The 13,230-nt window shown below is 67.6% G+C and carries 14 protein-coding genes; 10 read left to right on the forward strand and 4 right to left on the reverse strand.

Annotated features, from left to right (window positions below; translation table 11 throughout):
- Positions 1-70 precede the first annotated feature (70 nt).
- Genes ACQR1H_RS30125 through ACQR1H_RS30135 form a run of 3 tightly spaced genes read left to right on the forward strand, consistent with a single transcriptional unit; the run spans position 71 to position 3,283 of the window.
- Positions 71-796 carry a M15 family metallopeptidase gene (locus ACQR1H_RS30125; protein WP_316218297.1) on the forward strand — a complete coding sequence of 242 codons (726 nt, stop codon included), beginning with the start codon at positions 71-73 and terminating at the stop codon, positions 794-796.
- 22 nt (positions 797-818) lie between these two features.
- Positions 819-2,462 (forward strand): acyl-CoA dehydrogenase family protein, encoded by a 1,644-nt coding sequence (locus ACQR1H_RS30130; RefSeq protein ID WP_434908620.1) that lies wholly within the window; start codon positions 819-821, stop codon positions 2,460-2,462.
- Complete coding sequence (locus tag ACQR1H_RS30135; protein WP_434890181.1) at positions 2,459-3,283, forward strand: CPBP family intramembrane glutamic endopeptidase; 825 nt, start codon at positions 2,459-2,461, stop codon at positions 3,281-3,283. Before ACQR1H_RS30130 ends, ACQR1H_RS30135 begins: the two co-directional genes overlap by 4 nt.
- Positions 3,284-3,292: 9 nt before the next feature.
- On the opposite strand, the gene ACQR1H_RS30140 is transcribed toward ACQR1H_RS30135, so the two are convergent.
- Together ACQR1H_RS30140 and ruvX are read right to left on the reverse strand one after the other, a co-directional pair.
- A complete protein-coding gene (locus tag ACQR1H_RS30140) occupies positions 3,293-4,216 on the reverse strand; it encodes an AEC family transporter (protein WP_434908621.1) in 924 nt (307 codons plus the stop codon).
- Positions 4,217-4,219: 3 nt separating this feature from the next.
- The gene (gene ruvX, locus ACQR1H_RS30145) at positions 4,220-4,705 is read right to left on the reverse strand and encodes a Holliday junction resolvase RuvX (RefSeq protein ID WP_315804087.1); all 486 of its coding nucleotides are present in this window, start codon (positions 4,703-4,705) and stop codon (positions 4,220-4,222) included.
- A 171-nt stretch (positions 4,706-4,876) separates the two neighbouring features.
- Here ruvX and ACQR1H_RS30150 point away from each other — a divergent pair, with 171 nt between their 5' ends.
- A complete protein-coding gene (locus ACQR1H_RS30150; protein ID WP_434908622.1) occupies positions 4,877-6,466 on the forward strand; it encodes an ABC-F family ATP-binding cassette domain-containing protein in 1,590 nt (529 codons plus the stop codon).
- A gap of 46 nt (positions 6,467-6,512) precedes the next feature.
- On the opposite strand, the gene ACQR1H_RS30155 is transcribed toward ACQR1H_RS30150, so the two are convergent.
- Positions 6,513-7,448 (reverse strand): cyclase family protein, encoded by a 936-nt coding sequence (locus ACQR1H_RS30155; RefSeq protein ID WP_316237460.1) that lies wholly within the window; start codon positions 7,446-7,448, stop codon positions 6,513-6,515.
- Positions 7,449-7,674: 226 nt separating this feature from the next.
- Positions 7,675-8,565: a LysR family transcriptional regulator gene (locus tag ACQR1H_RS30160; RefSeq protein WP_315804084.1), complete on the reverse strand. Its 891-nt coding sequence runs from the start codon at positions 8,563-8,565 to the stop codon at positions 7,675-7,677.
- Positions 8,566-8,670: 105 nt separating this feature from the next.
- On the opposite strand from ACQR1H_RS30160, the gene ACQR1H_RS30165 reads away from it, so the two are divergent.
- The 6 genes from ACQR1H_RS30165 to ACQR1H_RS30190 all read left to right on the forward strand — a co-directional run bounded on the left by ACQR1H_RS30165 (position 8,671) and on the right by ACQR1H_RS30190 (position 13,227).
- Entirely contained in the window at positions 8,671-9,657 is a 987-nt protein-coding gene (locus tag ACQR1H_RS30165) for an NAD(P)H-dependent flavin oxidoreductase (RefSeq protein WP_434896419.1), read from the forward strand.
- A gap of 9 nt (positions 9,658-9,666) precedes the next feature.
- Entirely contained in the window at positions 9,667-10,743 is a 1,077-nt protein-coding gene (locus ACQR1H_RS30170) for an NAD(P)H-dependent flavin oxidoreductase (RefSeq protein WP_434908623.1), read from the forward strand.
- A gap of 120 nt (positions 10,744-10,863) precedes the next feature.
- Positions 10,864-11,151 (forward strand): Asp-tRNA(Asn)/Glu-tRNA(Gln) amidotransferase subunit GatC, encoded by a 288-nt coding sequence (gatC, locus tag ACQR1H_RS30175; protein WP_315804081.1) that lies wholly within the window; start codon positions 10,864-10,866, stop codon positions 11,149-11,151.
- A gap of 80 nt (positions 11,152-11,231) precedes the next feature.
- Complete coding sequence (locus ACQR1H_RS30180; protein ID WP_316237458.1) at positions 11,232-11,468, forward strand: hypothetical protein; 237 nt, start codon at positions 11,232-11,234, stop codon at positions 11,466-11,468.
- A complete protein-coding gene (gene gatA / locus ACQR1H_RS30185; RefSeq protein WP_434908624.1) occupies positions 11,465-12,940 on the forward strand; it encodes an Asp-tRNA(Asn)/Glu-tRNA(Gln) amidotransferase subunit GatA in 1,476 nt (491 codons plus the stop codon). Before ACQR1H_RS30180 ends, gatA begins: the two co-directional genes overlap by 4 nt.
- Positions 12,931-13,227, forward strand: a complete 297-nt coding sequence (locus tag ACQR1H_RS30190; RefSeq protein ID WP_434884861.1) for a hypothetical protein — start codon at positions 12,931-12,933, stop codon at positions 13,225-13,227. Before gatA ends, ACQR1H_RS30190 begins: the two co-directional genes overlap by 10 nt.
- The last annotated feature ends 3 nt before the right edge of the window (positions 13,228-13,230 follow it).

Consider the following 13,230-nt stretch of genomic DNA (forward strand, 5'->3'; position numbering starts at 1 on the left):
CGAGCCTCTCAGGGGGCTCCAAACCGGGGGCTGGCGGGCCGTCGTCGGAGGAGGCCCGCTCCGATATGCGCTGATCCTGCTGGCGGCGATCGTGCCGGCCTGCGCGGCCGCGTTGCCGTTCGATTTCGTCTATCTCCGCGACATCGACCCGACGATCCTCCAGGACATCCGTTATGCCGGCAGCAACAATTTCGTCGGCCGACCCTTGCCGGGCTACGAGGCGGCCGAATGCGTCGTGACGCGTGACGTGGCGCGGCGGCTGCAGGCGGCTCAGGCCGAGCTGCGGCAGCGCGGCCTGTCGCTGAAGATGCTCGACTGCTACCGGCCGGTGCGTGCGGTCGCAGAGATGCTGGCCTGGTCCCAGGACGGCGTCGAGACCACGGCCGGCCGCCGCTACACTCCGCGCGTTGCCAAGCAGGACCTGTTCCGTCTCGGCTATATCGCCCTGCGTTCGAGCCATTCGACGGGTGCGGCGCTCGATCTCACGCTGGTCGAGCTCGCGGCCGACAATTCCGCGGCGTTCGACCCGGCCAAGGACTACGCGGACTGCACCGCGCCCGCAGCGCTACGCGCGCCCGAGGGCAGCGTCGACATGGGAACCGGCTACGATTGTTCCGACGTGAAGGCCCATACCGCTGCGCAGAACCTGACACCGGAGCAGCGCCGCTGGCGCAACGAACTGGTTGCGGTGATGGCGCGGCAAGGTTTTGTGAACTATGCCAAGGAGTGGTGGCACTTTTCGCTGCCGGGCGCTGGCGCGACCACTTATGTTTTTCCCATTCGGCCGCGCCGATGATCGATCTCTGCAGGGCACGGCCATGACGCAATCTTCCTTCGCGACCCATGAGGTCTTCAACCAGTCGCCGCCGTTCGAGGACGTCGACCTGTTCACGGCCGACCGGCCGTTGGCCGACGCCGTCAAGGCCAATGGTGGTGCCGGGGCTGAGCAGGAGCTGACAGCTTTCGGCAAGCGATGGGGCTCGGCTGCGATGGCCGAGCAGGGCCGGCTCGCCAATGAGAACACGCCGAAGCTGCGCAGCTTCGACGCCAAGGGCTTTCGGCGGGACGTCGTCGAGTTTCATCCGGCCTATCATCAGATGATGACGCGCTCGGTCGAGGCCGGCCTGCACAATTCGACATGGACCGCCGGGGGCCATCCTGTTGGCGGCGCGTCGGAGGTGGTACGCGCGGCGAAGTTCTACATCGCCTCGCAGGTCGAGAGCGGACACCTCTGTCCGATCACGATGACGCGGGCCTCGGTGGCGGCGCTGGCCGCGCAACCTGACCTGCTGGCGCGGACGATGCCCCTCATCGGCACGCGCGACTACGATCCGGCGTTTGCGCCGTGGTGGCAAAAGCGCGGCATGACGCTCGGCATGGGCATGACCGAGAAGCAGGGCGGGACCGACGTGCGCGCCAACATGACGCGCGCTGAGCGTGCGACCGATGGCTATCGCATCACCGGGCACAAATGGTTCATGTCGGCGCCGATGTGCGACGCGTTCCTGGTGCTGGCGCAGGCCGATGCCGGCCTGACCTGCTTCTTCATGCCGCGCTTCACGCCGGATGGCGCGGTGAACGCGATCCAGTTTCAACGCTTGAAGGACAAGCTCGGCAATCGCTCCAATGCCTCGTCGGAGGTGGAGTTCGCAGGCAGCTATGCCGAGCGGGTCGGCGACGAGGGCAGGGGCATCAGCACCATCATCCAGATGGTGCAACTGACGCGGCAGGATTGCGCGATCTCGTCTGCCGGCCTGATGCGCTCGGGGCTCGCGCATGCGCTGCATCATGCGCGCCATCGCAGCGTGTTCCAGAAGCATCTCGCCGACCAGCCCTTGATGCAGGCGGTGCTCGCCGACATGGCTCTCCATGTCGAGGCGACGGTGGCGCTGGTGATGCGGCTGTGCCGCGCGTTCGACCGCACGCCGGCTGACGCGAGCGAAGCCGCCTACATGCGGCTGTTGACGCCCGCGATCAAATACTGGGTCTGCAAGAGCGCGCCGCCGTTCCTGTATGAGGCGATGGAGTGCCTGGGCGGCAATGGCTATGTCGAGGACGGCATTCTCGCGCGCCACTTCCGGGAGTCGCCGGTCAATGCGATCTGGGAAGGCTCGGGCAACGTGATGTGCCTCGACGTGCTGCGCGCGCTGTCGCGCGAGACGGAGGCTGCCGCGCATGTCCTGATGCATCTGAAAGCCGAGACCGGCGGACTCCCTGGCGCCGCGGAGGCGCTTGCCTTCATCGAGACCAGCTTCCGTCGATCGGATTCCGAGCGCGTCGCGCGCCTCGCGGTCGAGAGGCTGGCGCTGCTCGCAGCCGCCGCCGCGCTCAACCTCGTGATGCCCGGCCATGCCGAACTGTTCGCCGCGACGCGTCTTTCCGCTGTTCATCCGAGCATGTACGGCGCCATCGATCTCGATCCCTCGGACATCCGTACCTTGCTGGAGCGCGCGCTGCCTTGACCGACACTCCCGAAGCCGCCGTGATGGATTCCCTCGATCCGGGCAACCCGCCGCAGCAGGTCGCTCCGGCGCAGCATCAGCCGCGCACGCTCGGCTTCTGGCGCACCTTGCTGTGGGGCCTCCTGATCATCGTCGTGTTCTTCATCGGCCAGCTGACTCCGATCGTCTATTTCCTGCTGCGCCATGAGGGACCGATCGACAGCATGGCCGCGTTCCAGTTGGCGATGATCCAGATCGCGAGCCGGTCGCTCACGGTCTCGCTGTCGGCGATCATGGGTGTTCCGGCCATTTTGATCCCGATCTATTTTGCCGTCCGCCACACCCGCATGTCGTTCGCCGACTATCTGGGCCTGCGCTGGACCGGCTGGAAGAATTTCGTCCTTGGCTTCGTTGGAATGGTCGTGATCCTGGGATGCTGGGAGCTGGCGGCGCAGCTGACGGGACGCGAAGAGAAGTCGGCGAGCTTCATGGTGGACATCATGAAGACCGCCAGAGGCGACGGCGTGGTCTGGCTGATGGTCATCGCCTTCTGCGTCGCCGCACCGGTGTCGGAAGAGCTGATGGCGCGTGGCTTTCTCTACCGCGGCTGGTCGGACTCCTTCCTGCGCGTGCCCGGCGCCATCGTGCTGTCGTCCTTGCTCTGGACCGTGCTGCACCTCCAGTACGACTGGTTCGCCCTGCTCAACGTGTTTTCCCTCGGCGCGTGGTTCGGCTATCTGCGCTCCCGAACCCACTCCACCTATCTGACCATGGTGCTTCACGGGCTCAACAACCTCGCGGCCACCGTGCAGACGATGTGGCTCGCCAGCGGCCAGTCCTGAGCGCGGCGTTCAGCTCGCCCAGGCGATCGCGAGCGGCATGGTCAGTGCGGCCAGCACGGTCTGCAGCGAGATGATCTGCGCCAGCAGCGGCGCGTCGCCGCCCATCTGCTTGGCCAGCACATAGGCGCTGGGCGAGGTCGGCACCGCCGCGCAGATCGCGACCACGACGAGGCTCGGGCCGGTGACGCCGAACCATCCGGCAAGCCCGATCGCGAGGAGGGGCATCAAGACCAGCTTGAGCACGACGCCGAGCGCGGCCGCCGTGCCGGCGCGGCGCAGGCCTTCGAAATGCAGGCCGGCGCCGGTCACCAAGAGGCCGATCGGCAGGGAGGCCTGTCCGAGCGCATCGGCGGCATCGTGCCAGAGCTTTGGCAGCGGCACATGCGCCACGTTGAGCGCGAGCCCGGCGATGCAGGCCCAGATCAGCGGATTGCGGACGATGGTAGCGAGGATCTCGCGCATCGAGCGGCGGGTCGGCGAGGCGTAGTGGGCGAGCACGGCGACGCTGAAGACGTTGACCATCGGGATGATCGCGATCATGCCGACCGAGGCCACCGCGAGCCCGGTCGGGCCGAACAGGCTGCCCGCCACGCTGAGCGCGACGTAGGTCTGCCAGCGGGTTGCCCCTTGGAAGATGGACGTGAAGGCCGGACCATCGATGCCGGAGCGGGTGAGCAGCGGCCGCAGCGCGAGGCACAGCGCCGACATCGCGAGCATCGCCAGGAACAGGGCGCCGCCGATGCCTGCGACCGGCACCTTGCCGAGATCGGCCTTCACCAGGCTCTGCAGCAGCAGCGCCGGAAACAGCACATAATAAGTCAGCCGCTCGAGCCCGTGCCATTGCGTATCCAGCCGGATCAGGCTGCGCCGCAGGCCGAAGCCGACGACGATCAGCAGGAACACCGGCGCGAGCGCCGCGGCGACGGGGCTCATGAGCTAGCGACCGGACTGGCGCAAGGTCGCAAGCCGATCGAGCGCGCCCTGCAGGATGAAGATCGCTGCATGCGTATCGATCACCTCGGCGCGTTTGGCGCGGCTGACATCCATGCCGATCAGCTCGCGCTCGACGGCGGCCGTCGACAGCCGCTCGTCCCAGAGGCCGATCGGCAGGTCGGTGATGCCCGCGAGGTTGCGCGCGAACGCCCGCGTCGATTGCGCCCGCGGCCCTTCGCTGCCGTCCATGTTGATCGGCAGGCCCAGCACCAAGCCGACCACCTTGCGCTCGGCGCAAATCGCCTGCAGTCGCGCCGCGTCGGCCTTGAAGGCCTTGCGCTGGATGGTCTCGACGCCGGTGGCGAGCCGCCGGTCGGGATCCGACACGGCGACGCCGATGGTCTTGGTGCCGAGATCGAGGCCGACGAGCGCCCCGCGCTCGGGCCAGCGGCCGGCGGCTTCGATGAGGGGAAGGATGGGAGCGGGCATGGCGCGCCGCTTAGCACGGGTGCATCCCCCGAGCCAGCACGGCAGGCGCATGGCTTGTCGCTCCGCTGCCATCGTTCTATATGGAGCATCGTACCGTGAACAGGAGTGGTGCCGTGGATCGCAGGACCAACATTGCCCGCCGCTTTGTGTCCTCTGCCATCACGGTCGCTAATGTCCTTCTGTCTCACGCTCGACGCGGTCGCCGCCGCGACACCTGACGGTCATCCTCTCTTCGACAATCTCACGCTCTCGATCGGCGCCGAGCGCGTCGGTCTGGTCGGCCGCAACGGCTCCGGCAAGTCGACCTTGCTCCGCATCGTCGCTGGCGTCTCGGAGCCGGCGGCCGGAGCGGTGACGCGCAGCGGGGCGCTCGGCCTTCTGGCGCAGCACTGGGATCCCAGTCTGCGTGTCGACGAGGCGCTCGGCGTCGCCGGTGATCTTGCGGTCATCGGCCGTATCGTCGCGGGAAAGAGCCAGGACGCCGATCTTGCCGATGATCTCGCGCGCGCGGATTGGAGCCTGCCGAGTCGTGTCGATGACGCGCTGACCGAGGCGGGCCTCGCCGGAATTGCGCTCGATCGCTCGATGGACTCGCTCAGCGGCGGCGAGCGGACGCGCATCGGCATCGCGCGGCTGCTGATCGAGGCGCCGGATCTGCTGCTGCTCGACGAGCCCACCAACAATCTCGATGCCGAGGGCCGCGACGCCGTCGGCCGGCTGATGCGGCGCTGGCGCGGCGGCGTGCTGGTCGCCAGTCATGACCGCGCGCTGCTGGAGATGATGGACCGGATCGTGGAGCTCACCCCGGTCGGGGTCCACATCGTCGGTGGCGGCTGGACGATGTTTACGCAGGCGCGGGAGGATGCGCGGGCGCGTGCAGCGATCGCGCTGGACCGCGCCGATGCGCATGTGCGGGATGTCAGCCGCGCCGTGCAGCGCCAGCGCGAAGCCAAGGCGCGCAAGGACAAGGCCGGCCGTGCTTTCGCCACCGCCGGCTCGGCCCCGAGGATCATGCTGGGCGCCCGAGCCGAGCGGGCCGAGACGACCGGCGGGCGATCGCAGCGGCTCGCCGAGCGCATGATCACCGAAGCGGCCGAGCGAGCAGAACAGGCGCGACAACATGTGGAGGTGCTGACGCCGCTCTCGATGGTCCTGCCGCCGACCGGGCTCGGCGCCGGCACCGAGCTGCTTGCGATGGAGGACGCGGTCGTGAGCGCCGGCGACAGGAGGTTCGGTCCCTGGACGCTCGGTGTCAGGGGCCGGCAGCGGATCGCGATCACCGGACGCAATGGCGCAGGCAAGACCACGCTGCTCAGGGCCGCGATCGGCGCGATTCCGCTGACCGATGGAACGGTCCGGCGCGCCGACGGGCGTATCGCGATGCTGGATCAACACGTCGCGTTGCTGGATCGCAGCGACAGCATCATCGGCAATTTCCGCCGCCTCCATCCGGCGCTCGGCGCCGAAGCGGCGCATGCAGCCTGCGCGCGCTTCGCATTCCGCAACCGCGACGCCGAGCAGACGGTGGAGACGCTGTCCGGCGGCGAGCGCCTGCGTGCGGGCCTTGCCTGCACGTTCGGCGGCGAGCATCCGCCATGGCTGTTGCTGCTCGACGAGCCGACCAATCATCTCGACATTTTCTCGATCGAGATCCTGGAGCGGGCGCTGCGCGACTTCGACGGCGCGCTGCTGGTCGTCAGCCACGACCCGTCATTTCTTGCGGCGATCGGCATTGCCGGGGAGTTCGTCGTGAATGGCTGAGCGGGCACGGCAGACCGTGCCCGCAAAGCAGATGCGATTCAATGAGCTACCGGATCGCGATCGGGTTGATCATGCCCTGGACGCCGCCGCGCCAGCGCGGCTGGCCCAGCACGAACAGGAACTCGTAGCCCTTGTCCTTGGCGAGCTCAGCGGTGTCCATGTTCTCCAGGATGTAGGTTCCGTTCATCGCGAGCAGGATCTGGTGCACCTCGAACAGGTTGTTGGACTCGAACGGGATCGCCTCCACCGCCCAATTGTCGGCGCCGACGGCGACCACGCCCTTCGAGGTCAGGTATTTCGCGCCTTCGACGCCGAGACCCGGCTCACCGGCGCCGTAGCGCTTGTCGTCCTTGCCGATCAGACCGAGCCAGCCGGTGTGGAAGATCACGATGTCGCCCTGGCGGATTTCGACACCCTGTTTCTTGGCGGCCTCCTCGATCTCCTTGACGTTGAACGCCGTGCCTTCCTTGACCACGTCGGTGTTATAATAGGCGGCCATGTCGAGCAGCACGCCGCGTGCGACCAGCGGCGGCACCTTCTCGATGCCGAGCTTCTTCAGGCCGGTCGGATCGGCGAAGTCGAGCAGCTTGTTGCCGTTGTAATAGACGTGCTCGACGCCGAGATGGCCGAGACCGTCAATCTGGCTGCCGACACCGACCCAGCCTTCGACGATGTCGTCATTGTAGGTCGCCTTGTTGGGCCCGAGTCCGGGAATGCCCGCCTGTCCCGGCTGCACCACCGTGATTTTGAACGAGCGCGGCGGGTAGGCGGGGGTCTTGGAGTCGATGATCATGCCGAGCGGATAGGTCTTGCCGGTCTTCACCAGCGAGGCGGCTTTGACCACGAGCTCCGGCGTGATGTAGTTGGCGGCGCCGATCTCGTCGTTCGGCCCCCATTTCGATTTCGTCCAGTCCTGGGCTTGGGCCGTCCCGATCGCACCCATCATGGCAATCGAGCAGCCCAACACGAACGCGTTGCGCATCGCATTTCCTCCGACATGTTGATGTTTGTTGTTTTCGCGCTGGCCAGCGCTGCATCCTAACGTAGTGCAGGGCTGCCGGACAAAATGTTTTCGGATGCGTGCGCTGCACAGCGCCCGAACGTCGCATCGGTCGAAATGGCAGTGTTTTGCGGAGGTGGCGTTGATTCCGTGCTGTGGAATGTGTCTTGTGGCTGGGACGCCTTTGCACAATCTCTGGGCGAACGTCTTACGCCGCGATGTCGTGATCCCGGCAGCCGAGGCCTTCCATGAAGGCCGACAGCGCACTGCTGCGATGCGCCGCGCGGCGGTGGATGAAGAGCGTCTCGACCTGCGCATGGGACGGATCGAGTGTGTGCAGCCCGACGCTGCCGCTCATCGCGTGCCGCGTCACCACCGCGCGCGGCAGCAGCGCGACGCCCATGCCGGCGGCGACGCAGCCGATCATGCCGTCGAGGGTGCCGAGCTCGATCCGGGACGCGGCGGGCCAGCCGAAATCGTTGAACACCTGCTCCAGCCGCTGCCGGTAGGTGCAGCCGGTCCTGAACACCAGCGCGGTCGGTCCCGACGCCGCGGTCGCCGCGCGTAAGGCGGACAGGCTTTCGAAGCGCCGGGCCGTCACCAGCACCAGCTCTTCCTCGAACGCGACGACGCCGGCGAGATCGGGATGGTCGATCGGACCGGCGACGAAGGCACCATCGAGAGTGCCGTCGAGCACGCTCGCGACGAGATCGGCGGTCGGCGCCGTGCGCAGGCTGAGGGCGACGGCGGGAAAGCGGCGATGGAAGTCGGCGAGCCGCGTCGGCAGGCGCACCGCGGCGGTCGTCTCCATCGAGCCGATCATCAGCGGCCCCTGCGGCTCGCCGTCGTCACGCGCGGCGAGAACCGCTTCGCGCGACAGCGCCGCGATGCGATCGGCGTAGGGCAGCAGGCGCTGTCCGGCGCCGGTCAGGGTCATGCCGCGGCTGTGGCGTTCGAACAACGCGGTGCCGATCTCGGCTTCCAGCGCCTTGATCCGCTGCGTGACGTTGGACTGGACCGTGTTGAGCACCTCCGCGGCGCGCGTGATGCCGCCGGCGCGCGCCACCGCGGCAAAGGTCTGCAGGTCGCTCAGTTCCACGGCCGCTCTCCGTTTTGAATCTGCGATGGCAGAGTTCTCAACTATTCATTTTCAGAGAATGCTACCCGCGCCTAATGTCCGCGTCCAGAGCGCAGGAGAGTCTTCATGCCGCTGAGAACCGCGCTGACGGAGAGGCTCGGCATCGATCATCCGATCCTGCTGGCGCCGATGGATGTGATTGCCGATGCGCGGCTGGTGCGCGCCGTCAGCGGTGCCGGCGGTTTCGGCATTCTCGGCGGCGGCTATGGCAACCGCGCTTGGCTCATGCAGGAGACAGCGAAGCTCGATGGCCTGCGTGCGCCGTTCGGCATCGGCTTCATCACCTGGTCGCTGGCGAAGCAGCCGGAGTTGCTCGAGATCGCGCTTGCGGCCAAGCCCACCGCCGTGATGCTGTCGTTCGGTGATCCCCGGCGCTTTGCACCGGCGATCAAGCAGGCGGGCGCGCGCTTGATCTGCCAGGTGCAGGACGAGGCCATGGCCGAGCAGGCGCTCGCGGCCGGGGCCGATGTCCTGATCGCGCAAGGAACCGAAGCAGGCGGCCATGGCGCCTCGCGGACCACGCTCGACATCGTGCCGGCCATCATCGATCTCGCAGCCGGTCGCGTGCCAGTGGCCGCCGCCGGTGGTCTCGCCGATGGCCGCGGTCTTGCCGCGATGCTCACGCTCGGCGCCGATGGCGTGCTGCTCGGCACGCGCTTCTATGCCAGCCAGGAAGCTGCCGGTGCAGACGAAGCCAAGCGCCGCATATGCGCGGCAAAATCAGGCGAGACCGTGCGCGGCATCGTCTTCGACCTGTCGCGCAACAATGTCTGGCCGGCGCCGTTTACCGGACGCTGCCTGGTCAACGACCATGCGCGGCGCTGGATAGCGCGCGAGGTCGAGCTGCTGCAGCAGGTCGAGCGCGTGTCGGCCGACTATGTGAAGGCGAGGGCGGAAGGCAATTTCGACATCGCCGCGGTCATTGCCGGCGAGGCGGTCGGCCTGATCCATGATATCCCGCCGGCCGCCGAGATCGTCGCGCGCATCGTCGATGAGGCCGAGCAGATCCTGCAAGGGCGGCGCAACTCGTCCGCCGTCTTCGCCAAGCAATAGGAGCAAATCATGTGGCCCGACCGCCGCTTCCTGGATCTCGTCAAGACCGAGCACCCGATCGTGCTCGCGCCGATGGCCGGCGTGATGGACGCCGATCTCGTCATCGCGGTGGCGCAAGGTGGCGGGCTCGGCTCGCTGCCCTGCGCGATGCTCTCGGCGGACAAGGCCCGCGAGCAGGTCAACATCATCCGCCAGCGCGTCTCGGCGCCGATCAACGTGAACTTCTTTTGCCACACGCTGGTCGAGGCCGACGCGGCACGTGAGGCCGGGTGGAAGAAGCGGCTCGGGGCCTATTACAAGGAATATGGCGTCGATCCGGCGGCTCCGGTGACGGCCGCGAACCGCGCACCGTTCGACGCCGCGATGTGCGCCGTCGTCGAGGAGCTCAAGCCGGAGATCATCAGCTTCCATTTCGGCCTGCCTGAGCCGTCGCTGCTGGCGCGCGTGAAGGCGACAGGCGCGGTCGTGATGGCGTCCGCGACCGTGGTGCGCGAGGCGGTGTGGCTGGAGCGGAACGGCGCCGACGTCATCATCGCGCAAGGTGCGGAAGCGGGCGGCCATCGCGGCATGTTCCTGACCGACAAGCTCGCCGAGCAGGTCGGGACGTTTGCGCTGGTGCCGCAGATCGTCGATGCGGTTGATGTCCCGGTGATCGCGGCGGGCGGCATCGCCGATGCGCGCGGCATCGCCGCGGCGTTCGCGCTCGGCGCCTCCGGCGTGCAGATCGGCAGCGCCTATCTGCGCTGCCCCGAATCCAAGGTCAGCGTGCTGGCGCGTGCCGCGCTTGCCGCCGCCGATGACGAATCCACCGTTATTACCAACGTGATGACCGGCCGGCTCGCGCGCGGCGTCGCCAACCGGGTGATGCGCGAGGTCGGGCCGATCTCGCCGGACGCGCCGGCGTTTCCTCATGCCGCGACCGCGCTCGGCCCGCTCAAGGCGGCCGCGGAGAAGCAGGGCAAGGTCGATTTCACCAATCTCTGGGCCGGGCAGGCGCTGCCGCTCGGCCGCGAGCTGCCGGGGGCCGAGCTGACGCGGACGCTGGCCGAACAGGCGCTGGCGCGGCTTGCGAAGCTGGCGGGCTGACGCCAAAGGCGGCGTCACGGGCGGGGCGGTGCCCTGGGAAAGTCCGGAGGCTGCCGGTTGCGGCGCGAAAGCCGGCTCTGCTATAGGGCGGGTTCACTGTTTCCCGTGAGGCCCTATATAATGTCGGTCGATGCCGCCACCGTCCGCAAGATCGCGCAATTGGCGCGGATCGCTGTCACTGACGCCGAGGTCCCGCATCTGCAGGGCGAGCTCAATGCGATGCTGGCCTTCGTCGAGCAGCTCTCGGAGGTCAATGTCGAGGGCGTCGAGCCGATGACCTCGGTGACCCCGATGGCGATGAAGAAGCGCCAGGACGTCGTCACCGACGGCGACATCGCCGACGACATCGTCAAGAACGCGCCCATGACCGAGAACAACTTCTTTCTCGTGCCGAAGGTCGTGGAATAGCCAGGTGGAATAGCCGAGGCAGGTCCGCGCGCCCGTCGCGCGTGATCCGCTCCTTCAAACCGACAAGCGAGCCAACGCCGATGTGCCTGCTCTGCGACGATGAAGCGGCCTACAAGGCCTATATGGACTATCTCGACGCCATGGAGCGGCAGGGCAAGGCCGCCGACCCGGACAAGGCCGTCAACGAGATCCTCGACCAGCTCGAAGCGGCCGCCAATACCAAGAAAGCCTCCCCTGCGAAGAACAAGTTCTTCGCGGACGACGCCGACGACGACAAGACGCTCTCCCCGTTCTTCTGCAGCCCGATCAACAAATGACCGATTTGACTTCGCTGACGCTCGCCGAGGCCCGCAAGGGTCTCGCGAGCAAGACCTTCACGTCGCTCGAGCTGACCGACGCCCATCTCAAGGCGATCGAGGAGGCGCGGGCGCTCAATGCCTTCGTGATGGAGACGCCGGACCAGGCGCGCGCGATGGCGCGCGACGCCGACGCCAAGATCACCAAGGGTGAGGGCGGGCCGCTGGCCGGCATTCCGCTCGGGATCAAGGACCTGTTCGCCACCAAGGACGTCCGCACCACCGCGTGCTCGAAGATCCTCGGCAATTTCGTGCCGACCTACGAGTCGACCGTCACGTCGCAGCTGTGGCGCGACGGCGCAGTCATGCTCGGCAAGCTCAACAATGACGAGTTCGCGATGGGCTCGTCGAACGAGACCTCGTGCTTTGGTCCCGTGGGCAATCCGTGGCGCCGCGAGGGCTCCAACACCACGCTGGTGCCGGGCGGCTCGTCCGGCGGCTCGGCCTCCGCGGTGGCGGCGCTCTTGTGCATGGGCGCGACCGCGACCGACACCGGCGGCTCGATCCGCCAGCCCGCGGCGTTCACCGCCACCGTCGGCATCAAGCCGACCTACGGCCGCTGCTCGCGCTGGGGCATCGTCGCCTTCGCCTCCTCGCTCGACCAGGCCGGCCCGATCGCGCGTTCGACCCGCGATGCGGCGATCCTGTTGCGCTCGATGGCCGGCCACGACCCGAAGGACACCACCTCGGTCGACATCCCCGTGCCGGACTACGAGGCCGCGATCGGCAAGTCCGTGAAGGGCATGAAGATCGGCATCCCCAAGGAGTATCGGCTCGACGGCATGCCGGCCGAGATCGAAAAGCTCTGGAGCGAGGGCGCGGCCTGGCTGAAGGCGGCCGGCGCCGAGCTGGTCGAGGTGTCGCTGCCGCACACCAAATACGCGCTGCCGGCCTATTACATCGTGGCACCGGCCGAGGCGTCCTCGAACCTCGCCCGCTACGACGGTGTCCGCTACGGTCTGCGCGTGCCCGGCAAGTCGATTGGCGAACTGTACGAGAACACAAGGGCCGAGGGCTTCGGGCCCGAGGTGCGGCGACGCGTCATGATCGGCACCTATGTGCTGTCGGCCGGCTATTACGACGCCTATTACATCCGGGCGCAGAAGGTCCGGACCCTCATCAAGAAGGATTTCGAGGACTGCTTCGCCCAGGGCGTGAGTGCGATCCTGACGCCGGCGACGCCGTCGGCCGCGTTCGGCATCTGCGAGAAGGGCGGCGCCGACCCGGTCGAGATGTATCTCAACGACATCTTCACGGTGACCGTGAACATGGCCGGCCTGCCGGGCATCGCGGTGCCCGCCGGCAAGGACAGCCAGGGGCTGCCGCTGGGCTTGCAGCTGATCGGCCGGCCGTTCGACGAGGAGACGCTGTTCTCGCTCGGCGAGGTCATCGAGCAGGCGGCGGGACGCTTCACGCCGGTTCGGTGGTGGTAAGCGTCGCCGATTTCAAGACGAGCCTCGCGGGCGACGCGCCCGCGGCCGGCCTGACGCCGGTGCTCACCGGCCTGTGGTGGCTGGCGAAGGGCGACTGGGACCGGGCGCACAAGATCATTCAGGACGAGCCCGGCCGCGACGCGGCCTGGGCGCACGCACATCTGCATCGCGTCGAGGGCGACCTCGGCAATGCCGGCTACTGGTATCGCCAGGCCGGGCAGCCGGTCGCGAAAGATGCGTTGGATATCGAATTCGAGCGGATCGTCTCCGCACTGCTTGGGAGTTAGAGC

It is taken from the genome of Bradyrhizobium sp. HKCCYLRH2015, from assembly GCF_051168215.1.
GTDB lineage: Bacteria > Pseudomonadota > Alphaproteobacteria > Rhizobiales > Xanthobacteraceae > Bradyrhizobium.

Bases quoted from the DNA above. Each gene is read 5' to 3' on its own strand.
- ACQR1H_RS30140 (WP_434908621.1), bottom strand. From the start codon at position 4,216: ATGAGCCCCGTCGCCGCGGCGCTCGCGCCGGTGTTCCTGCTGATCGTC.
- gatC (WP_315804081.1), top strand. From the start codon at position 10,864: ATGTCGGTCGATGCCGCCACCGTCCGCAAGATCGCGCAATTGGCGCGG.
- ACQR1H_RS30180 (WP_316237458.1), top strand. From the start codon at position 11,232: ATGTGCCTGCTCTGCGACGATGAAGCGGCCTACAAGGCCTATATGGAC.
- ACQR1H_RS30170 (WP_434908623.1), top strand. From the start codon at position 9,667: ATGTGGCCCGACCGCCGCTTCCTGGATCTCGTCAAGACCGAGCACCCG.
- ACQR1H_RS30155 (WP_316237460.1), bottom strand. From the start codon at position 7,448: ATGCGCAACGCGTTCGTGTTGGGCTGCTCGATTGCCATGATGGGTGCG.
- ruvX (WP_315804087.1), bottom strand. From the start codon at position 4,705: ATGCCCGCTCCCATCCTTCCCCTCATCGAAGCCGCCGGCCGCTGGCCC.
- ACQR1H_RS30165 (WP_434896419.1), top strand. From the start codon at position 8,671: ATGCCGCTGAGAACCGCGCTGACGGAGAGGCTCGGCATCGATCATCCG.
- gatA (WP_434908624.1), top strand. From the start codon at position 11,465: ATGACCGATTTGACTTCGCTGACGCTCGCCGAGGCCCGCAAGGGTCTC.
- ACQR1H_RS30130 (WP_434908620.1), top strand. From the start codon at position 819: ATGACGCAATCTTCCTTCGCGACCCATGAGGTCTTCAACCAGTCGCCG.
- ACQR1H_RS30150 (WP_434908622.1), top strand. From the start codon at position 4,877: ATGTCCTTCTGTCTCACGCTCGACGCGGTCGCCGCCGCGACACCTGAC.